This is a genomic window from Pseudoxanthomonas composti, assembly GCF_004122095.1.
In the GTDB taxonomy this organism is placed as follows: Bacteria; Pseudomonadota; Gammaproteobacteria; order Xanthomonadales; family Xanthomonadaceae; genus Pseudoxanthomonas_A; species Pseudoxanthomonas_A composti.
Window position 1 is genome coordinate 127,753 of record NZ_SAWZ01000007.1, and the last position, 17,637, is coordinate 145,389.

12 protein-coding genes are annotated in these 17,637 nt (G+C 68.1%); 6 read left to right on the top strand and 6 right to left on the bottom strand.

Annotation, left to right across the window (positions count from 1 at the left end; translation table 11 throughout):
* Positions 1-477: 477 nt before the first annotated feature.
* The 4 genes from EPA99_RS13805 to EPA99_RS13820 all read right to left on the bottom strand — a co-directional run bounded on the left by EPA99_RS13805 (position 478) and on the right by EPA99_RS13820 (position 7,584).
* On the bottom strand, positions 478-2,661 hold the full coding sequence (locus EPA99_RS13805) for a carboxy terminal-processing peptidase (RefSeq protein WP_129471814.1): 2,184 nt from the start codon (positions 2,659-2,661) through the stop codon (positions 478-480).
* Positions 2,662-3,038: 377 nt separating this feature from the next.
* The gene (gene lipA, locus EPA99_RS13810) at positions 3,039-4,046 is read right to left on the bottom strand and encodes a lipoyl synthase (RefSeq protein WP_129471815.1); all 1,008 of its coding nucleotides are present in this window, start codon (positions 4,044-4,046) and stop codon (positions 3,039-3,041) included.
* Positions 4,047-4,230: 184 nt separating this feature from the next.
* Complete coding sequence (locus tag EPA99_RS13815; RefSeq protein WP_129471816.1) at positions 4,231-6,444, bottom strand: translocation/assembly module TamB domain-containing protein; 2,214 nt, start codon at positions 6,442-6,444, stop codon at positions 4,231-4,233.
* 66 nt (positions 6,445-6,510) lie between these two features.
* Positions 6,511-7,584: a 3-deoxy-7-phosphoheptulonate synthase gene (locus tag EPA99_RS13820; RefSeq protein WP_129471817.1), complete on the bottom strand. Its 1,074-nt coding sequence runs from the start codon at positions 7,582-7,584 to the stop codon at positions 6,511-6,513.
* A 307-nt stretch (positions 7,585-7,891) separates the two neighbouring features.
* On the opposite strand from EPA99_RS13820, the gene EPA99_RS13825 reads away from it, so the two are divergent.
* The gene (locus EPA99_RS13825; protein WP_129471818.1) at positions 7,892-8,989 is read left to right on the top strand and encodes a DNA glycosylase AlkZ-like family protein; all 1,098 of its coding nucleotides are present in this window, start codon (positions 7,892-7,894) and stop codon (positions 8,987-8,989) included.
* 104 nt (positions 8,990-9,093) lie between these two features.
* Here EPA99_RS13825 and groL read toward each other — a convergent pair whose 3' ends face one another.
* Both groL and groES read right to left on the bottom strand, forming a co-directional pair.
* Entirely contained in the window at positions 9,094-10,734 is a 1,641-nt protein-coding gene (gene groL, locus EPA99_RS13830; RefSeq protein WP_129471819.1) for a chaperonin GroEL, read from the bottom strand.
* Between the two features lie 63 nt (positions 10,735-10,797).
* Positions 10,798-11,088, bottom strand: coding sequence for a co-chaperone GroES (groES, locus tag EPA99_RS13835; RefSeq protein ID WP_129471820.1), 291 nt, complete (start codon positions 11,086-11,088; stop codon positions 10,798-10,800).
* 870 nt (positions 11,089-11,958) lie between these two features.
* On the opposite strand from groES, the gene EPA99_RS13840 reads away from it, so the two are divergent.
* From EPA99_RS13840 to accC, 5 genes are all read left to right on the top strand, one after another.
* The gene (locus EPA99_RS13840) at positions 11,959-12,360 is read left to right on the top strand and encodes a helix-turn-helix transcriptional regulator (RefSeq protein ID WP_129471821.1); all 402 of its coding nucleotides are present in this window, start codon (positions 11,959-11,961) and stop codon (positions 12,358-12,360) included.
* Positions 12,361-12,475: 115 nt separating this feature from the next.
* On the top strand, positions 12,476-14,743 hold the full coding sequence (locus EPA99_RS13845; RefSeq protein WP_129471822.1) for a protein-disulfide reductase DsbD family protein: 2,268 nt from the start codon (positions 12,476-12,478) through the stop codon (positions 14,741-14,743).
* The gene (locus EPA99_RS13850; RefSeq protein WP_129471823.1) at positions 14,743-15,330 is read left to right on the top strand and encodes a TlpA family protein disulfide reductase; all 588 of its coding nucleotides are present in this window, start codon (positions 14,743-14,745) and stop codon (positions 15,328-15,330) included. The genes EPA99_RS13845 and EPA99_RS13850 overlap by 1 nt, the downstream gene beginning before the upstream one ends.
* Before the next feature lie 260 nt (positions 15,331-15,590).
* Positions 15,591-16,079, top strand: coding sequence for an acetyl-CoA carboxylase biotin carboxyl carrier protein (accB, locus tag EPA99_RS13855; protein WP_129471824.1), 489 nt, complete (start codon positions 15,591-15,593; stop codon positions 16,077-16,079).
* A 144-nt stretch (positions 16,080-16,223) separates the two neighbouring features.
* Positions 16,224-17,591 (top strand): acetyl-CoA carboxylase biotin carboxylase subunit, encoded by a 1,368-nt coding sequence (accC, locus tag EPA99_RS13860; RefSeq protein ID WP_129471825.1) that lies wholly within the window; start codon positions 16,224-16,226, stop codon positions 17,589-17,591.
* Positions 17,592-17,637: the final 46 nt, after the last annotated feature.

The window sequence follows — 17,637 nt, forward strand, 5'->3', positions numbered from 1 at the left end:
TGGAACTGAGTTTTCCCTGCGCATTACCCAAAGCGCCGTGCTGCTATCGGCTTCGGTGGGAGCAGCCCTGTGGGAGCGACTTCAGCCGCGAATGGCTTTCCCGATGATGGACGTTGGGCGCACGCGTAAGAGCTAGGAGTGAGTGGAGAGGAGTGAGGAGTGAGCGCTGGAACTGAGCTTTCCCTGCGCTCGCCTACAGCGCCCCACTGCCATCGGCATTGGTGGGAGCCGCCTTGTGGGAGCGGCTTCAGCCGCGAAGGGCTTGCCCGAGGAAGTCAGATGGAGCGGGACTGCCCCTTCGCAGCCGAAGCCGCTCCTACTGGTCCCGCCTGCGTCTCGCTGCTGCCCAGGCAGCCGCGAGCGAACTGCGGGAAGGGCGCCGGCGAATTGATCGAAAAGCGTGCTGAAGTCGCGACGAAAGCAGGAGACCGCCCTTGCCTTCGCTCACTCCTCACTCCTCTCCGATCACGCCTCGCCTCAATCCGTCCAATGCGCCGCCGAGCTCGACGCCGGCAGCACCTGCGCCGAGAGCTTGCGGTCCTCGCCCAGCACCGCCACCGCGTCGGCCAGGATCGCGGCGGACTCGCGCAGCAGCGGATCGGGGCGATCCTCGGCCAGCTTCTCGCGCTCGGCATCCTTGACGATGTCGCGCTCGGAGGCGCCCAGGCCATCGTCGGCCAGGCTGTCGGCCAGCGGGTCCAGCGGCAGGCCCAGGGCCCTGCGCTCTTCCTGGCGCTGCTTGCGCTTGGTTTCCTGGCGCTCACGCTCGGCGCGGCGCTCGCCCTCGTTGAGCGAGATGTACTTCTTGGCAGCCTCGGTGCGGACCTCGTTGACGTCCTGGTACCACCACTGGAATTCCTTGTCCGTCTGCGCACGCGCGTTGTGGCGCTTCTGCAGCTGCGGCAGCAGCGGGGCGAAGTTGCCGTACTGCATGTGCGGGACCTCGGCGATCTTGGTCCACGGCAAGGCGTTGTCGTAGGTGTTCTCGCCGTACTCGGTGGCGTCCAGGCTCGCCGGGAAGGCGATATCCGGCACCACGCCCTTGTGCTGGGTGCTGCTGCCTGAGACACGGAAGAACTGCGCGATGGTCAGCTTGAGCTGGCCGAAGCGCTTGGTCTCATTGGCCGGCCAGCGGTCCAGGTCGAGCAGGTTCTGCACCGTGCCCTTGCCGAAGCTGGTCTCGCCGATCACCAGGCCACGACCGTAGTCCTGGATGGCGCCGGCGAAGATCTCCGAGGCCGAGGCCGACCCGCGGTTGATCAACACCGCCAGCGGGCCGTCGTAGGCCGTGCCAGCGGTGCGGTCGGCACTGACGCTGACGCGGCCGCCGGATTCGCGCACCTGCACCACCGGCCCCTGGTCGATGAACAGGCCGGTCAACTCCACCGCCTCGTCCAGCGAACCGCCGCCGTTGTTGCGCAGGTCCATCACCACGCCATCGACCTTCTCCGACTCGAACTTCTTCAACAGGCGCGAGACATCGCGCGTGGCCGAGGTGAAGTCGTTGGGGTTGCGGCGACGGCCTTCGAAATCCTGGTAGAAGGCCGGCAGCTTGATGACCCCGACCTTGCGCTCGGGCTGGCCGCCCTGCGCCGGCAGGGTGATGGTCTCGGACTTGGCGGCCTGCTCTTCCAGCTTGACCCGGTCGCGGGTGATGGTGACCTGCGCGCTGGGGCCATCGACGCCACCGGAGGCCGGCAGGTATTCCAGGCGCACCTGGGTGCCCTTCTTGCCGCGGATCTGCTCGACCACGTCATCGGTGCGCCAGCCGATCACGTCGGTCATCTCGCCCGAGGCACCCTGGCCCACGCCGATGATGCGCGCGCCCGGCTTGATCTTGCCGGACAGATCCGCAGGACCGCCGGGGACCACTTCGCGGATGGCCACGTAGTCTTCCTGCCGCTGCAGCACTGCACCAATGCCTTCCAGCGACAGCGACATCTGCTGGTTGAAGTTCTCGGCCGTGCGCGGGGTGAAGTAATCGGTGTGGGGATCGATCGAGTTGGTGTAGGCGTTGAGGAAGATCTGGAACACATCCTCGCTTTCCAGCTCGTTGGCGCTGCGCAGCAGGGTGGCGTAGCGCTTGTCCAGCGTCTTGCGGATGTCATCGGGCTGCTTGCCGGCCAGCTTCAGGCGCAGCCAGTCGTTCTTGACCGACTTCTTCCAGATCGCGTCCAGGTCCGAAGCGCTGGCCCAGGGCAGGTCCTCGCGGTCGTAGTCCCAGCGGTCCTCGGCGGTGAAGTCGAAGTTCTGCTTGAGCAGGCCGCGGGCATAGTCCACCCGCTGCTGCACGCGCTGGCGGTAGACGGCGAAGATGTCGTAGGCCGGGGTCAGCGTGCCGCTGATGATCGCATCGTCCATCTGCGTCTTCAGCGGCTCGAACTTGGCGATGTCTTCGCTGGTGAAGAACTGCTTGTTGTTGTCCAGCGCCTTGAGATAGCGGCGGAAGATGTCCTGAGACAGGGCATCGTCCAGCTTCTTGGGGCGGTAGGCATAGCGGCTGTCGGATAGCACGCCGTAGACCAGCTTGCCGGCGGTGGACTGGTCGGCGGTCGGACCGGTGGGCAGCGCGGCTGCCTTGTTGTCGGAACGGGCCATCAACGCCAGCGGCGTGGCCAGGGCGGCGGCAAGCAACAGGACAACAGGGGCTTTGACTTTCATTCGGCTACTCAGGCACCAGGCCGGTGGGGTCAGACTGCGAAGGAGACAGACCACGTAACAGTGCCGGAAGTTGCACGCTGCGTGTTGCTCCCCGTGGCCAGACTATCGCCGGGTTTGTATTGAATTGTGAACGGGCGCCGGTACGCCGCCGCGATCCCGATGCGATCCCACGGCGGCTGGCGTGCAGCCCGGCCTACCGACAGGTCAAGAGAGTTGCGGATGACTGAAAAGCATCCTGTGGAATGAGGCTTTAGCCGCAAAGGGGCCTTCCTGGGAATGCCCCTTCGCGGCTAATGGCCCTAGGCGACCTTGAGCCGCTCCCACAGGTGCAATGTGCGCTGGCTCGAGTTGGCGGGCAGCAGGGGTGCCCGCTTCCCTCAGGCCGCGACGCCGGCCCCGGCCGCCTGCTGGTCGGCGTGATACGACGAGCGCACCATCGGGCCGGAGGCGACGTGGGTGAAGCCCAGCTCGTAGCCGTAGACCTCCAGCGCCTTGTAGTCCTCCGGCGTCCAGTAGCGCAGCACCGGGTGGTGGTGCGCGCTGGGCTGCAGGTACTGGCCGATGGTGATCATGTCCACGTCGTGCGCGCGCAGGTCGCGCATGGTGGCCTGGATCTGCTCGAAGGTCTCGCCCAGGCCCAGCATGATGCCGGACTTGGTCGGGATGCCCGGGTGCTGGGCCTTGAACTTCTGCAGCAGGGTCAGCGACCACTGGTAGTCCGCGCCCGGACGCACGTTGGGGTACAGGTCCGGCACGGTCTCGATGTTGTGGTTGAACACATCCGGCGGATTGGTCGCCAGGATCTCCAGCGCGCGGTCCATGCGGCCCTTGCCGCGGAAGTCCGGGGTCAGGATCTCGATGCGCGTGTTGGGCGAGCGCTCGCGGATCGCGGCGATGCAATCGGTGAAATGCTGGGCGCCGCCATCGCGCAGGTCGTCGCGATCCACGCTGGTGACCACCACGTACTTCAGCCCCATGTCCGCCACGGTGTTGCCCAGGCTGACCGGCTCGTTGGCATCGGGCGGCTTGGGCCGGCCATGGGCGACATCGCAGAACGAGCAGCGGCGCGTGCAGACCTCGCCAAGAATCATGAAGGTCGCCGTGCCATGGCCGAAGCATTCGTGGATGTTCGGACAGCTGGCTTCCTCGCACACCGTGACCAGGCGGTTCTCGCGCAGCTTGGCCTTGAGGTTGGCCACGGCGTTGCCCGAGGGAATGCGCACGCGAATCCACGAGGGTTTGCGCAGGACCGGGGCATCGGCGAACTGCACTGGCGAGCGCGCGATCTTGGCGGCGGCGACCTGCTTGGCGCCGGCTTCCAGCGAAGCGGGCACAGGTGCGTTGACGACTTGGAGCGGAATGCTGCGGGAGGTGGTCTCGGCCATGTCGGTCATTCTACTCCCCGCGTCGGCCGGACAATAAAAAAGCCCGAAATGGCTTGCGCCAGTTCCGGGCCTGCTCCCTCCCCCACGTCGGGATGCGGGGCCACTGTGCGCCCCTTTTTCGGGCGATGCACGCTGCAGCGCAATAAAAACGGCATGTATTTCATTCCAAAAGCGAATATGGCCGTTACGGTCGCAGCCGCGGCTGGGCGTCGTACCAGCGCCGCGCCCCCAGCACGTGGAACTTGCGCTGCGCGTCGCGCAGCTCCACGGCCATGCCCAGCACCCCCCAGGACGCATACAGGTCCCCATACTGCCGCTGTCCCTGCATGCGGAACTGCCCGTCCAGTTCGAAGCGTTCGTTGCGCGCACGGATATCGCGTAACAGCAGGGTCTGCCCCTGCCAGTCGACCTGGGTGGTGACCTGCGCCTGGCCGGCATCGATCAGGTTGAAGATCCATTTGGGGTAGTCCTTCTGCTGGGAGAACAGGTCCAGCACGAAAGCCACGTTTTTCATCCGCGCCTGCGCGCTGCCCTGCACGTCCAGGCGCTGGTTCCAGCCCAGGGAGGCCTTGGCCAGGTCCAGCTGCGCCCACCAGCCGCTGCGGCTGCCCTGCCCGTCCTGGAAGCTGACATTGCGCAGGCCCAGGCGACTGCCGGCCATGTCCAGGCGATTGCGCTTGAGGTCGGCGCGCTGCAGCTTCAGGGCCAAGTCCACATCGCCGGTCAGGGCGATGCCTGCCGCGCGCACCCGCGCCGCCTCGCCGCGCAGGTCCACGCGACCGCGGCCGATGCGCCCGGCCGCATCCAGCTGCAGATCCCCGGAAAGCACGCCGCGCCCGCCTTCGAAACGCAGGTGCGCGTTGGGGAGGTAGCGGTTGTAGGCGCGCAGGTCCGGCACCCGCGCGTTGCGGAAGCGCGCACGCGCCTGCGCATCCTCGCGCATGCGCACCAGGTCCGCCGGCCCGTCCAGGCTCAGCTGCAGGTCATTGCCCTCGACGAAGCGCGACTTGGGCGCATCCAACGGCGCGATTGCAAAGCGCTGCATGCGCACCTCCAGGTGCGAGCGCGCCACGCCCTTGACCTCCTTCAACACCGCCTCGGCGCTGGCCGCGCCCTCCACGCGGCTGCCGATCAGTTCGGCCACCGCTTCCACGCGCGGGGCCGCCATGCGGCTGCCGGGCATCAGCACGCCGTGGTCCAGGCGCAGGTCGCCCTCGACCTCGCCGGCACCGCGCAGCGACAGCCACGGCGCATCGACGAACAACCGCGTCAGCCAACGCAGGCTGGAGAACTGCCAGCGCCCGGCCACCCGGCCGGACAGGCGCGGCACCAGCAGGCGCACCGCCGGCACGATGACCTGGCGCCCGGCCAGGCTGACATCGACATCGGCCGACAGCACGCCATCGGTCTGCGCGGGCAGCCTGGCCCGCAGATGCAGGTCCTGGTCCACGCTGAGCTGGGCATCGAGCGTGTTGCGGTGCTCCCGCCCCTGCATGTCGATGATGCGCACCGGCATCTGCCACTGCAGCGCGCCTCCAGGACGCAGGGCGCCTTCGGCGAAGGCGAGCTGCCCGTGCGCACGTCCGGCGCCGGGCTCGAGCCGCACCTGCACCCGGCCGTCCTCCTGCTGGCGCAGGGCCAGGCCGGCGGTGCTGCCGTCCACCGACAGGCTGATGCGGGTCAGGTCCAGCTTCTCGGCACCCTTGGCCTGCGTGCTGCGATGGGGCTCGATCGAAAAGCCCGCCTTGAGGTTGGCCGCGTGCAGCAACTCCAGGCCCTTCAGCACGACCTGCGCGCCATGCAGATCGGCCTGCGAGGGCAGCAGCTGCATCGGCCCGCCGCGCAGCTGCTTGGTGAAGCCGACCTGTGCGCTGCCGCGCCCGGCCACGCGCAGATCGCCCCAGCTGCCGCCCAGCACGCTGTCGCTGTGGATCGAGGGGAACTCCAGCCTCCAGCCGCCCGGACGATAGGTCGGCGGCGGGATCTCATGCTCGACCTGAGTCACCTGCGCCCGCACCGCTTCAGCGTCCACGTCCGTGACGCGCAGGCGCCGCTGCAGCAGGGGCAACAGGCCGATATGCCCGGACACGCGCGCGCCCTGGGCCTGCCACTGGTTACGCCGCACCTGCCCGCCGACCACGACCTCCCACAGCACCACCCGGCCCGGCCACCAGGTCAGGCCACGCTGCCACTGCATGTGGAACTTCTGCGGCTGACGGTTGACCGCCTTGGCGCCCAGCGGCGAATTGAGGAACACGTTGCCGGCGAGCAGGTACAGCGCGTACAACGCCAGCAATCCCAGCGCCAGCCGCCGGGCCCAGCGCGGCAGGCGCGCGCGCCAGGGCCGGCGATCGTTCGGCGAAGAAGAGGGCGCGTCCGCTGCGGGGGGTCGGGTCATGCCGGCCAGCATGCCGCACGCTGCGCGTGCGGGCCGTGCATGACCCTGCGCAGGTCGGCCGACGCGTCAAGCGGCCGCGGACACCTGGCGCTCACGCCGCCGACGCACGGCCTGGGCCAGGCGCTCGAGCACCGCTACCGAGGCCTCCCAGCCGATGCAACCATCGGTGATGCTCTGGCCGTAGGTCAGCGGCTGGCCTTCCACCAGGTCCTGGCGACCGGCGACCAGGTGGCTTTCCACCATCACCCCGACGATGCGCTGCTCGCCGCCCTCCAGCTGGCGGGCGATGTCCTCGATCACCGCCGGCTGGTTCTCCGGCTTCTTGCTGCTGTTGGCGTGGCTGGCGTCCACCATCAGCCGCGGCACCAGGCCGTTCTTGACCAGCACCTCGCTGGCCGCCTGCACGCTGGCCGCATCGAAGTTGGGCACCTTGCCGCCGCGCAGGATCACATGGCAGTCCGGATTGCCGGTGGTGGCGGCGATGGCCGACTGGCCCTCTTTGGTCACCGCCAGGAAATGGTGCGGGTGCGAGGCCGCGCCGACGGCATCGACCGCGATCTTCACATCGCCGCTGGTGCCGTTCTTGAAACCCACCGGGCAGGACAGGCCGCTGGCCATTTCGCGATGGATCTGGCTCTCGGTGGTGCGCGCGCCGATCGCGCCCCAGGCCACCAGGTCGGAGATGTACTGCGGGGAGATCGTGTCCAGGTACTCGCAGCCGGCCGGCAGGCCCAGCGCGTTGATGTCGCGCAGCAGGGTGCGCGCCGTGGCCAGGCCCTCGTTGATGCGGAAACTGCCGTCCAGCCGCGGGTCGTTGATCAGGCCCTTCCAGCCAATGGTGGTGCGCGGCTTCTCGAAGTAGACGCGCATGATGATTTCCAGCTCGCCGCCGAGGGCATCGCGCAGCGGGCGCAGGCGGCTGGCGTAGTCCATCGCCGCGGTGGTGTCGTGGATCGAGCACGGCCCGATCACCACGGCCAGGCGGTCGTCGCGGCCGTGCAGGATCTCGTGCATGGCCGCGCGCGCCTCGGCCACGGTGCCGGCCACGGCATCGTCGCAGGGGAATTCCGCGATCAGCTCGGCGGGCTTGGTCAGCGGCTCGATCTTGCGGATGCGCAGGTCGTCGGTATGGGCGGGCATGGCGTTGGCTCTCTTGTGCGGGGCGTGGGGCTGGTGCGGATGGATCGGGTGAGGTGTGCTTCGGGCAGGCAACAAAAAAGCCGCCAGGTTCGCTGGCGGCTTTTCGGGATGCGTCTGAAGGGTTTCTTCAGGGTGAACGCGCTCCTTCCTCCGCCTGTGGCTTCGGAAACCAAAAGTAATAGCGGGCGCGGTGGGCGTTCATGGGCAGCATTGATAACACGGCTTTTGCGTCAAAGCGAATGTTTCATCGGCAACCCAGTGCGCGTGGCAGGCAGGCCGATCCGTCGCCCATGCTTCAATGCCGGCCATGTCCGCCCCGCCCCGCCTGGAAGACCTGCGCCGCTACGCGGTGGCGCGCAGCCTGTTCACCCCGACCACGCTGGCCGGTGCGATCGCGCGGCTGGGCTTCGTGCAGGCCGACCCGATCCGTGCCCCGGCGCGCGCGCAGGACCTGATCCTGCGCCATCGGGTCAAGGACTATCGCGCCGGCGACCTGGAACGACGCTACGCGCGCCTGCAGGTGGAAGAGGACTTCCTGGTGAACTACGGCTTCCTGCCGCGCGCGCAGCTGGCGCTGCTGCATCCACGCCAAGCCAGCAAGACCTGGGATGCGCGCACGCGCAGGCAGGCCGAGGACATCCTGGCCTTCGTGCGCGCGCATGGCCCGGCGCATCCACGCCAGGTCGAGCAGCACTTCGCCCACGGACGCGTGCGCAACTACTGGGGCGGATCGAGCAACGCCACCACCCAGCTGCTCGATGGCCTGCACTACCGCGGACTGCTGCGGATCAAGCGGCGTGACAGCGGCACGCGGGTCTACGAGGCGGTCACGCATGCGCCCAGCGACGATGCGCCGGCCGCCCGAGCCGAACGCGCGGCGGCGCTGATCGACCTGGTGGTGCGCACCTACGCGCCGCTGCCCAGCGCCAGCCTGGGCTACCTGGCGCGCCTGCTCGGCGGCGGCGCCCCGCACCTGATCAACGAACTGCGCCAGGCCTTGTCGCTGGCGCGCCAGCGCCTGGCGCACGTGCGCATCGACGGCACCGACTGGTACTGGCCGCCGGAGGAGAACCCACGCGCGCGCCGCCACCGCCTCGACGACCGGCTACGCCTGCTGGCGCCCTTCGACCCCGTGGTGTGGGACCGGCGCCGCTTCACCCTGTTCTGGGGCTGGAGCTACAAGTTCGAGGCCTACACCCCGGCAGCGCGGCGTCAGTTCGGCTACTACGCCTTGCCCATGCTCTGGCGCGGGCAGGTGATCGGCTGGGCGAACCTGAGCTGGCGGCAGGGCCGCCTGGAGACCACGACCGGCTATGCGTGCGGAGCGGCGCCAGCGGAGGCGGGCTTTGGCGCAGCGTTGGACGAGGAACTCGAGCGCATGCGCCAGTTCCTGGCCCCACGCTGAGACCGCGAACGCGAACTCGACTGGCGCGTTTGGCGCATAACGAAAGACCCCGCCTCGCGGCGGGGTCTTCTTCGTGCAACAGCAGCGGTGAGGCTGCGGCGGACTTAGAAGTCCATGCCGCCCATGCCACCCATGCCGCCGCCGGCCGGCATCGCCGGCTCTTCCTTCTTCGGCGACTCGGCCACCATGGCTTCGGTGGTGATCATCAGGCCGGCGATGGACGCGGCGTTCTGCAGCGCGGTGCGGGTCACCTTGGTCGGGTCCAGGATGCCGAACTCGACCATGTCGCCGAACTCGCCGTTGGCAGCGTTGTAGCCGAAGTTGCCCGAACCGTCCTTGACCTTGTTGACGATGACGGAGGGCTCTTCACCGGCGTTGGTGACGATCTCGCGCAGCGGGGCTTCCATCGCGCGCAGGGCGATCTGGATGCCGTGGTTCTGGTCTTCGTTGATGCCCTTGATCTCGCCCAGGTTGGCCTTGGCGCGGATCAGCGCCACGCCGCCGCCGGGGACAACGCCTTCTTCCACTGCAGCGCGGGTGGCGTGCAGGGCGTCTTCCACGCGCGCCTTCTTTTCCTTCATCTCGATCTCGGTGGAGGCACCGACCTTGATCACGGCCACGCCGCCAGCCAGCTTGGCCACGCGCTCCTGCAGCTTCTCGCGGTCGTAGTCCGAGGAGGTCTCCTCGATCTGCGCCTTGATCTGCTTGATGCGCGACTCGATGCCGCCGGTGTCGCCAGCGCCGTCGATGATGGTGGTGTTCTCCTTGGAGACCTGCACCTTCTTGGCGCGGCCCAGGTCCTTGATCGTGGCCTTCTCCAGCGACAGGCCCACTTCCTCGGAGATCACGGTGCCGCCGGTCAGCACGGCCATGTCTTCCAGCATCGCCTTGCGACGGTCGCCGAAGCCCGGGGCCTTGACGGCCACGACCTTGACGATGCCGCGGATGGTGTTGACCACCAGGGTCGCCAGCGCTTCGCCTTCGACTTCCTCGGCCACGATCAGCAGCGGCTTGCCGGCCTTGGCCACGCCTTCCAGCACGGGCAGCAGGTCACGGACGTTGGAGATCTTCTTGTCGTGCAGCAGGATGAACGGGTCGTCCAGGTCGGCCGACTGGCTCTGCTGGTTGTTGATGAAGTACGGGGACAGGTAGCCACGGTCGAACTGCATGCCCTCGACCACGTCCAGCTCGTTCTCCAGGCCCGAGCCCTCCTCGACGGTGATCACGCCTTCCTTGCCGACCTTCTTCATGGCCTCGGCAATGATGTTGCCGATGGACTCGTCGGAGTTGGCCGAGATCGTGCCGACCTGGGCAATGGCCTTGTCGTCGGCGGTGGGCTTGGAGATGTTCTTCAGCTCGGCCACCGCGGCGGTCACGGCCTTGTCGATGCCGCGCTTGAGGTCCATCGGGTTCATGCCGGCGGCCACGGCCTTCATGCCTTCGCGGATGAAGGCCTGGGCCAGCACGGTGGCGGTGGTGGTGCCGTCACCGGCGTTGTCGGAGGTCTTGGAAGCGACTTCCTTGACCATCTGCGCGCCCATGTTCTCGAACTTGTCGGCCAGCTCGATCTCCTTGGCGACGGACACGCCGTCCTTGGTGATCGTCGGGGCGCCGTAGCTCTTCTCCAGCACGACGTTGCGGCCCTTCGGGCCCAGGGTGGCCTTGACGGCATTGGCGAGCACGTTCACGCCGCGCACCATGCGCGAGCGGGCGTCTTCACCGAAACGAATGTCCTTGGCAGCCATTGCGAATTACCTCAATTGTTCTTGGATGTTTGGATGGGAGAAAGCCGAACCAACGCGACGGGCTCAGCCCAGGGTCGCGAAGATGTCCTCTTCCTTCACCACCAGGTAGTCGGTGCCGTCCAGCTTCACTTCCGTGCCGCTGTACTTGCCGAACAGGACCTTGTCGCCGACCTTGACCTGCGGGGCGCGCACGCTGCCGTTGTCCAGCGCCTTGCCAGCGCCCACGGCGATGACTTCACCCTTGATCGGCTTCTCGGTGGCCGAGTCGGGAATGACGATGCCGCCCGCGGACAGCTTTTCTTCTTCCATACGCTTGATGACCACGCGGTCGAACAGCGGCTTGATGTTGCTCATGTCAATCCTCTTAAGTGATTGATTGGACTAGGAAAGGGCCGGCGATGTTAGCACTCGCCCTGGGCGAGTGCCAGCCATGGCGGCAGCACACCCGGACAACGGGATGCCAGTCAGATGTGGCCCGCGTTCCGCGGTTCAAGGGCTCGGCCAGGATTTTTTTGGCCCTACTGCCTGGTATGGACCCGGCAGGGAGCTTGACGCGACGTCGCTCCAGAGCAGCGGCGTCTCTCGGGTCACTGGCCGCTCTTCATCGGTCAGGAAATCCTGCCTTCCTCAAGAGGATCCAAAAATCCAAAAAGCATCCTGTGGGCGGTTTTAGCCGCGAAGGGGCGTTCCCGGGAAAGTTTCTTCGCGGCTGATGGCCCGAGGCCACCTCGGGCCGCTTCCACAGGGCTCTGGCCCTGCCTGCCCGGCGCTCTGCAGAGGCTGAAAATGAAGCGCGCTGGTGGGCGACCTCTCACCTGGGTCGCACCCCTGGCAGGCGCCCAAAAAAGAAGAGAGCGCGCATACAGGGCATGCGCGCTCTCTTGGAGTTGGTTAATCGTCGTCGTCCCGCCTTGACTTGCGCCACTCCCCCCGCTGACGTCCTGTATCACGGCGTCCTGCCGATGGCGCTATTGATACCAATGGGACACAGCAGATGAAACCCAATGACGGGCCAGAGACGTGCCCAGCGCCCGCTACTAACGGTGGCGCCCATTCCAGAAATTCTTGCATCTTCTAGGGTTCGCGTGCGGCCTGGCGACTGGAAGCGGACAATCGATGCCTATTTTTGCTCACTAGGTGAACAAAGGTATCCGTACGCCCCACCTTGTTGGTTCGGTCCGCTATCGTTGTTCATGTTTCATGCAATGCCTTTGGAATGGGTGAATGACCTCAGCAGAACGGATCAGGATGGCCCGGCGGATGGCCGGCTATTCGCAGAGTCAACTTGCCCAGGCGGTCGGTGTCCAGCGCAGCGCGGTGAGCCATTGGGAGGCCCCGCACGGCAAGAGCCCCAGCGTGGCCCATCTCCGGGAAGTGGCGCTGGCCACCAGTACGCATTTCGAGTGGCTGGCCACCGGGCGCGGCGAGATGGCGCTGTCGCGCGATGCCCAGCTGGATGCGATCGCCACGGCCGAGGCGATGCTGGTGGAGGATCCGATCGAATTCCGCCTGCTGCAGGCCTTTCGAGATGCGCCACTGCGCCCGCGCATGGCGCTGCTGGAGGTGCTGGAAACCCTGGCCTCACAGCGCACCGGCCGCAGCCCCAAGCGTCCGGGCCCGCGCTGAAGCGCGACTGGGGAAAGGGTCGAGGACGCAGGGCAGCCAGCGAGCGGCCTGCCATAATCGAGGCTTGCCGCACTCAACCGGGTGCCGGCATCATCTTCGCCGCCCGAGCCGCTCCATGCCCCTGCTCCGCCCCCTGTTGTACCTGCTCGTCCTTGGCCTTGGCGCGCTCGCGCGGCCGGCCTGGGCGATCAGCGAGTCGGACCTGCTGCCGGTGGACCAGGCCTTCGCGCTCACCGCCGAGGCGACGTCCAGCGAGCAGATCACCCTGCGATGGAAGATCGCGCCGGGTTACTACCTCTATCGGCACCGGATCTCGGTCGCCAGCGCCTCGCGGGAGTTCACCGCCGGCGCGCTGGCGCTGCCCGATGGCGACAAGCACCAGGACGAATTCTTCGGCGCGGTGGAAACCTACCGCGACCAGCTGACGGCGCAGTTGGCCGGCCAGGCCGCCGCCGGCGCGCGCCAGGTCGCCCTGAAGGTCAAGTATCAGGGCTGTGCGGACGCCGGCATCTGCTACCCGCCGCAGCAGCGCACGCTGACGGTTGAACTGCCGGCAGGCGTCGCCACCGGCGCCGCACCGGCCAGCAGCCTGCTGCGTGGCCTGCCCGGGGCCAATCCGGTGCTGTCCGTCCCCGGCCAGGGCGGCATCGCCGGCATGGACGCGGCCGCACTGCCGGCCGAGCGCGCCTTCCAGGTCGATGCGATCGCGGTGGACGGCCAGCAGCTGCTGCTGCGCTTCACCCCGGCGCCGGGCTACTACGTCTACCGCGACAAGATCACCCTGGCGCTCAAGAACGCCGCCGGCATCACCCTGCTGTCGCCGCGACCGCCCGCCGGCACTGCCCATCGCGATGAGCACTTCGGCCAGGTGCAGGTCTATTTCAACCAGGTCGAGATCCCGGTGCCGCTGGCCCGCAGCGAGACCGCCGCGCGCGAGGCGACGCTGGTGGTGGGCTTCCAGGGTTGCCTGAAGGACGGCATCTGCTATTCCCCGATGCAGCGCGAGCTGGCGGTGTCCATTCCCGCCGGCGCCATCACCGCCGGGGCGCGCCCGCAAGCGCCGCAGACCGAAGCCGCGACGTCGACCTCCGCAGGCGGGCAGGCCGCCCCCGCCGAGGTGCCGCGCACGCGTCCGCCGGAAGAGGTGCTCGCCAAGGCCGCCTCCGAGGACATCTCGCTCGGCCTGGCGCTGCTGCTGGCGCTGGCCGGCGGGCTGGTGCTGAATCTCATGCCCTGCGTGCTGCCGGTGCTTTCGCTCAAGGCGCTGACGCTGGCCAGCGGCAATGACGAGGGCAGCGCGCGTCGCCGTGCCCTGGCCTACACCGCCGGCGTCCTGCTGGGCTTCCTGGTACTGGGCGGCGTGGTGGTGGCCCTGCGTGGGGCCGGGCAGGCGCTGGGCTGGGGGTTCCATCTGCAGCAGCCGTGGGTGGTGGCACTGCTGGCCTACGTGATGTTCGGCGTCGGATTGAATCTTTCCGGGGTGTTCGGCCTGGGGTATGGACTGGCGGGCGTCGGCCATGGCCTGACCAGCCGCCATGGCGCCAGCGGCGACTTCTTCACCGGCGTGCTGGCGGTGGTGATCGCCAGCCCGTGCACGGCGCCGTACATGGTCACCGCGCTGGCCTATGCCTTCACCGCGCCGGTGCCGGTGGCGCTGCTGGTGTTCCTGACGCTGGGCCTGGGCCTGGCGCTGCCGTTCCTGCTGATGGGCTTCGTTCCGGCCCTGGCCAACCGACTGCCGCGTCCGGGCGCGTGGATGGACACGCTGAAGCAGGCGCTGGCGTTCCCGATGTACCTGACCGCGGCCTGGCTGCTCTGGGTGCTGGGCCAGCAGCGCGGCGTGGATGCGCTGGGTGCGGCGCTGGCCGGTGCGGTGGTCCTGGCGCTGGCGCTGTGGTGGATGCAGCGCCTGCAGCTGCGCAGGGCGCCGCTGCAGCGCGCCCTGGTGGCGCTGGTGCTGCTGGCCTCGCTGCTGCCGCTGGGCTGGATCGCGCGGCAACCGCCGCCGGCCGCGCGCGCAACCACGGCCGCCGAGGGCAAGGTGACCTATTCGCCCAAGGCGCTGGCCGAGCTGCGGGCGCAGGGCCGCATCGTCCTGGTCGACATGACCGCCGACTGGTGCGTGACCTGCAAGGCCAACGAAAAGGCCGTGCTGGACACCGACGCCTTCCGCGCCTCGCTCAAGGCGCACGATGCGGTGTTGATGACCGGCGACTGGACCACGGTCGATCCGGAGATCACCGCGTTCCTGGAACAGCACAAGGCTGTGGGCGTGCCGCTGTACGTGGTGTTCCCGCGCGGCGGCGGTGAAGGCAGGGTGCTGCCGACGGTGCTGACCCAGGCCATCGTGGACGCGGCCCTGACCCAGGCAGGCACGCCCTGATGCCTTCCCACCGGGCCGTGCTGCTGGTGGCGTTGGCGGCGGCCGTCGCCGGCGCCGCGGCCGGGGTGTACTGGTCCGGGCCGCGCCTGGATCGGACGCAGGCGCCCGCTCCTGCCACCGCGGCCGATGCAACGGTCGCGGTGGCTGATATCGGCGCGCCGATGCCGCCGCTGACGCTGCCGGGGCTGGATGGACAGCCGGTGGATCTGGCCGCGCGCTATCGCGGACGCCCGCTGCTGATCAACGCCTGGGCCAGCTGGTGCGGCCCCTGCGTGGAAGAAATGCCGGCCCTGGACGCCTTCGCCCGCAGCCAGGGCGCGCGCGGGGTGCAAGTGATCGGCCTGGCCCTGGACACCCCCGAAGCGGTGCGCGCATTTCTGACGCGAGTGCCGGTGCACTACCCCATCGTGCACCAGCTGCCCGCTGCCGACGATGCCAGCGTGCGCCTGGGCAACGGCCAGGGCGTGCTGCCCTACAGCGTGCTGATCGGCGCCGACGGGCGCATCCTCAAGCGCAAGCTCGGGCCGTTCCGCCCAGGCGAGCTGGAAGCTTGGACCCGCGGGGCGGAAATTCAAACGAACGATTAAATCACCGTGAACGTCGGCGAACTGGACAGCATTGACAGGTTCGCCCACACTCCCCGCCTTCGCGACGAGATGTGAGGCCGCACGCGTGTCCCTTCGCCCTCTGTTTTCAATGGCTGTCCATGCCCTTGCACCGTGCTGCGTGCCGGCGCCGTGCCCCGCCTGCAGCCTGACCGTCAGCCCGCGGGGCTGACCCGTCCGCCGAAATTCCGCGTCCGCCTGGACGCCCCCCTTTCCCGAATCACGTTCCACACGAGGCCACCATGGATCTGCGCAAGATCAAGAAACTCATCGACCTGCTGGAAGAGTCCAATCTCGCCGAAATCGAGATCAAGGAAGGCGAGGAGTCCGTCCGCCTGGCACGCACCCCGAAGGGCGGTTACGCCCCCGCCGCGGCGCCTGCCCCGGTCTATGCCGCCGCCCCGGCCGCCGAGGCCCGCCCGGCCGCCATGCCGATGAGCTCGCCCACCGAAGCCTCGACCGGCGGCAGCGCCAAGCCGGCCAGCAGCCTGCCCGACGGGCATGTGCTGCGCTCGCCGATGGTCGGCACCTTCTACGCCTCGCCCGCCCCGGAAAAGCCGGCCTTCGTCACCGTGGGCCAGCAGGTCAAGGCCGGCGACACCCTGGCGATCATCGAGGCGATGAAGATGTTCAACCCGATCGAGGCCGACCAGTCCGGCACCATCGTCGCCATCCTGGGCGAGAGCGGGCAGCCGGTGGAATTCGACCAGCCGCTGTTTGTGATCGGCTGAGAGGCCGGGACCGGGGACCGGGGACCGGGGACCCGGGAAGAGCAGCAGCCTGGCGCAAGCGCTTGAAGGCTTTTGCCTTTCCCGGGTCCCTGGTCCCCGGTCCCTGGTCCCGAAGAAGAACACCTGCTTCGGAACCCATTCCCCATGCTCGATAAAATCGTCATCGCCAATCGCGGCGAAATCGCGCTGCGCATCCTGCGGGCCTGCCATGCGCTGGGCATCCGCACCGTGGCCGTGCACTCCACGGTCGATCGCAACCTCAAGCACGTGGCCATGGCCGATGAGTCGGTCTGCATCGGCCCGGGCCCCTCGGCCGAGAGCTACCTCAACATCCCGCGGCTGATCGCCGCGGCCGAGGTCACCGATGCCCAGGCCATCCATCCGGGCTACGGCTTCCTGTCGGAGAACGCCGACTTCGCCGAGCGCGTGGAGGAATCGGGTTTCGTCTTCATCGGCCCCAAGGCCGACACCATCCGCATGATGGGCGACAAGGTCGAGGCCATCCGCGCGATGAAGGCCGCCGGCGTGCCCTGCGTGCCCGGCTCGGGCGGCCCGCTGGGCGAGGACATCGTAGCCAACACCAAGATCGCCCGTGAGATTGGCTACCCGGTCATCATCAAGGCCGCCGGTGGCGGCGGTGGCCGCGGGATGCGCGTGGTGCATGCCGAGGCCGCGCTGAAGACCTCCATCGAGACCACCAAGTCCGAGGCCAAGGCGGCCTTCGGCAACGGCGAGGTCTACATGGAGAAGTTCCTGGAGAATCCGCGCCACGTGGAGATCCAGGTGCTGGCCGACGGCCAGGGCAACGCCATTCACCTGGGCGAGCGCGACTGCTCGATGCAGCGCCGCCACCAGAAGGTCGTGGAGGAAGCGCCGGCGCCGGGCATCAGCGAGGCCCAGCGCGCGGAAATCGGCAAGGTCTGCGTGGAGGCCTGCATCCGCATCGGCTACCGCGGCGCGGGCACTTTCGAGTTCCTCTATGAGGACGGCCGCTTCTACTTCATCGAGATGAACACCCGCATCCAGGTGGAACATCCGGTGACGGAGATGGTGACCGGCATCGACCTGGTGACAGAGCAGCTGAAGATTGCCGCCGGGCGTCCGCTGTCGATCAAGCAGGAAGACATCGTGCTGCGCGGCCACGCCATCGAGTGCCGCATCAATGCCGAGGACCCGGAAACCTTCATGCCCAACCCGGGCCTGATCCAGCACTTCCACGCCCCGGGCGGGCCTGGCGTGCGCGTGGACACCCATATCTACGAGGGCTACCGCGTCCCGCCGAACTACGACTCGATGATCGGCAAGCTGATCGTGCACGCCCCGGACCGCGACACGGCCATCGCCCGCATGCGCGTGGCGCTGAGCGAGATGGTGGTGGACGGCATCAAGACCAATATCCCGCTGCAGCAGCGCATCATGCGCGACAAGGGTTTCCAGGCCGGCGGCCAGAACATCCACTATCTGGAAAAGCGCCTGGCCGAGCGGAAGAACAAGCCGATCGCCTTGGGCTGACAGCTAAGGAGTGAGCGGAGAGGAGTGAGGAGTGAGTAAAGGCGAA

Coding starts and splice junctions, on each gene's coding strand:
- EPA99_RS13805 (WP_129471814.1), bottom strand. CDS start 2,661: ATGAAAGTCAAAGCCCCTGTTGTCCTGTTGCTTGCCGCCGCCCTGGCC.
- lipA (WP_129471815.1), bottom strand. CDS start 4,046: ATGGCCGAGACCACCTCCCGCAGCATTCCGCTCCAAGTCGTCAACGCA.
- EPA99_RS13815 (WP_129471816.1), bottom strand. CDS start 6,444: ATGACCCGACCCCCCGCAGCGGACGCGCCCTCTTCTTCGCCGAACGAT.
- EPA99_RS13820 (WP_129471817.1), bottom strand. CDS start 7,584: ATGCCCGCCCATACCGACGACCTGCGCATCCGCAAGATCGAGCCGCTG.
- EPA99_RS13825 (WP_129471818.1), top strand. CDS start 7,892: ATGTCCGCCCCGCCCCGCCTGGAAGACCTGCGCCGCTACGCGGTGGCG.
- groL (WP_129471819.1), bottom strand. CDS start 10,734: ATGGCTGCCAAGGACATTCGTTTCGGTGAAGACGCCCGCTCGCGCATG.
- groES (WP_129471820.1), bottom strand. CDS start 11,088: ATGAGCAACATCAAGCCGCTGTTCGACCGCGTGGTCATCAAGCGTATG.
- EPA99_RS13840 (WP_129471821.1), top strand. CDS start 11,959: ATGACCTCAGCAGAACGGATCAGGATGGCCCGGCGGATGGCCGGCTAT.
- EPA99_RS13845 (WP_129471822.1), top strand. CDS start 12,476: ATGCCCCTGCTCCGCCCCCTGTTGTACCTGCTCGTCCTTGGCCTTGGC.
- EPA99_RS13850 (WP_129471823.1), top strand. CDS start 14,743: ATGCCTTCCCACCGGGCCGTGCTGCTGGTGGCGTTGGCGGCGGCCGTC.
- accB (WP_129471824.1), top strand. CDS start 15,591: ATGGATCTGCGCAAGATCAAGAAACTCATCGACCTGCTGGAAGAGTCC.
- accC (WP_129471825.1), top strand. CDS start 16,224: ATGCTCGATAAAATCGTCATCGCCAATCGCGGCGAAATCGCGCTGCGC.